This is a genomic window from Hymenobacter agri (assembly GCF_054778495.1).
This window is the reverse complement of the sequence record NZ_BAAGZM010000564.1, coordinates 1-2,794: the sequence shown is the minus strand read 5'-3', so window position 1 is coordinate 2,794 and position 2,794 is coordinate 1. Positions and strand designations below refer to the sequence as shown.

Below are 2,794 nucleotides of genomic sequence, written 5' to 3'. Positions count from 1 at the left end.
GCAGCGGTGCGCCAGCGCTACGACCTGCTGGGTGCCCGCCAATACGCCGGCCTGGCCAACGAGGCCGCGGCCAACAGAGGGAGCGCCGCGCCCTACTCGCCGGCCGACCTCGCCAACCTGAGCGAAACCAATTGGCAGGACCGGGTATTCCGGGTGGCGGGCATGCAGAGCCATAACCTGAGCGTAGATGGCCTAGCCCGCCGCAGCCGCTACTACGTGGCCGCCGACTACCTGCAGCAGGCTGGCGTGGTGCGCGAATCGGGCCTGAGCCGCTACCATTTGCGCGCCAACATCGACCAGCAGTTAACCGATAAGCTAAGCGTGGGGCTGCGGGCCAGCGTCGGGCAAACCACCCAATACTACCCGGGCACCGAGCCCGACGCGGGCCGCCTGTTGCAGCAGGCACTGCTGGCTTCGCCCACTTTCCCGCCGCGCAATGCCGCCAACGTTCCCAATCCCCGGCCTTTGGCTGAGATGGACTACTACACGCGGGCATCGCGCACGCGGCGGCTCCTGGCCCAACTCAGCGCCACCTACCAGTTCAGCCCCGGGCTCAGCGCCACCGTGCGGGCCAGCCGCCAGCTGGCCGTGGCCCGCCAGCGCGAATACAACCCCGACTATGCCACGCAGCGTCCGGGCCAAGCCCCGGATGTGGTCGAAAACGGCACTGACTCCACCATTTCGCGTACCTGGGTGCTTGATGCCGCCCTGCGCTACCAACGCACTTTTGGCACCAGCCACGTCCTCACGGCGAGCCTTGGCTACTTGCGCCAGCAATATGAGCGGGAGCTGAGCCAGGACATCCACGGTGGCTCGGGCATGTACTACTACGCTTCCTCGTTCAGCTCTCGGGAAAAGAGCCGGCCTATGCATAGCCCGTCGGCCTGCCTGAACTACACCTATGATGGCCGCTACGAAATGCAGGCTTCGCTGCGCTCCGATTTTGCTTTTAGCGACGATGGCTCCCGTAGCGAATTTCGCTGGCTGCCCGGCGGGCATCTGAGCTGGCACATGCACAAAGAAGCTTTTCTGGCCAACGCCACGGGGCTGAGCGAGCTGACCCTGTGGGCCGGCACGGGCCAGACCAGCAGCTTTTTTTCGGCCGACCGCACTACCCACCACGATGCCGGCCTGCTCGGCGGCCACCTCACGCTGGACGTGGCTGCTTACCAGCGCCGCACCCGCCACGCCTACACGCTGCTCACATTGCCCCCGCCTCCCGGCAACGGGGGCGGCATCCGATACATGACGCCGGACGTTACGCTGCTCAATCGGGGCCTGGAGCTAACCCTGGGCAGCACCTGGCGAGTAGGCCCGCTGACGGGCACCACCCAACTGGCCGCCGCTACCAATCGCAACCAAGTCGAAACCATCAACGGTGGGCCATATTACGTCGGTGCGTTCGAATTTCCGGGCCTCGAAGCCGGCCAGTCGCTGGCCCGGTTTCAGGTATATGAGCAGAACGGCACCTACCCCAACGGCTCGCCCCAGGCGGGCCAGATGCGCTTCCGCGACCGCAACGACGACGGGCAAACGAGCTACGCCGATGCCTATTACGCCGACAGTGGCCTGCCCCGCTACACCCTCAATGTGTACCAGGAGCTTCGCCTCCACCGCTTCCAGTTGGCCGCCCAACTCGATGGGCTGTTTGGCTATCAGCTGCTCAACGCCACGCTCCGCAACCTCGACTTGCCCACCGGCACTACCAACAGCTCGGCGCACGCCCTCGCCTACTGGACGCCGACCCACCAGGATACCAACGTGCCACGCCCCGGCAGCTTCCTCAGCCCCTATCTCAGCGACCAGGCCCTGGCCAGCGGCAACCATGTGCGCCTGTCGCAGCTCACGCTGGCGTACGAGGTGCTGCGCAAAGAAACCCGCAGTGTAAGCGTGTGGGTGGGCGGCCAGAACCTGTTCGTGACGGGTGGCTACCGCGGCTTCGACCCCAACGTGAGCAGCGGCGGGGCCGCCCCCTTCTACGCCGGCCTCGATGCCAGCGTGTACCCCGTGGCCCGGGTGTGGCAGCTGGGCGTGCACGGGCAGTTCTAAAAATCCCGGCCGCCGAACCCGCCACGCCCGCCAGTGGTTAGTAGCGCCGGAGCGGTTCCTTACCTTTGGCTCCCGCTGATTTTTACTCTATGATTCACTTCACCGAATTTACCCTCGCCAACGGCCTGCGCTGCATCGTGCACGAAGATTTCAGCACGCCCATGGCCGTGCTCAACGTGATGTACGACGTGGGCTCGCGCGATGAAGACGCCGCGCACACCGGCTTTGCGCACTTGTTTGAGCACCTGATGTTCTCGGGCTCCATCAACATCCCGAGCTACGACGAGCCGCTGCAGCGCGTGGGCGGCGAAAACAATGCCTTCACCAGCTCTGACGTCACCAACTACTACCTCTCGCTGCCCGCCGCCAACCTCGAAACCGGTTTCTGGCTCGAATCGGACCGCATGCTTAACCTGGCGTTCTCCGAGAATGGCCTCGAGGTGCAGCGCAAAGTGGTGGTCGAGGAGTTCAAGCAGAGCTACCTCAACCAGCCCTACGGCGACGTGTGGCTCAAGCTCAAGCCCCTCGCCTACCATACCCATCCCTACCAGTGGAACACCATCGGCAAGGAGATTTCGCACATCGAAAACGCCGTGATGGATGACGTGCGCGGCTTTTTCCGGAAACACTACGCCCCGCAGAACGCCGTGTTGGTGGTAGCCGGCGCCGCCAGCGAGGCCGAGGTGCGCCGCCTGGCCGAGAAGTGGTTTGGCCCCATTCCCGGCGGCCCGGCCTACCAGCGCCA

2 protein-coding genes are annotated in these 2,794 nt (G+C 65.0%); both read left to right on the top strand.

All coding sequences use genetic code 11. The annotated features are described in order from the left end of the window. On the top strand, positions 1 to 2,049 hold a 2,049-nt coding region (locus ACYVDE_RS19405), incomplete at its 5' end, for a SusC/RagA family TonB-linked outer membrane protein (protein ID WP_460503191.1). 89 nt (positions 2,050 to 2,138) lie between these two features. Next, a partial coding sequence (locus ACYVDE_RS19400; protein WP_460503190.1) for a M16 family metallopeptidase occupies positions 2,139 to 2,794 on the top strand: 656 nt, incomplete at its 3' end.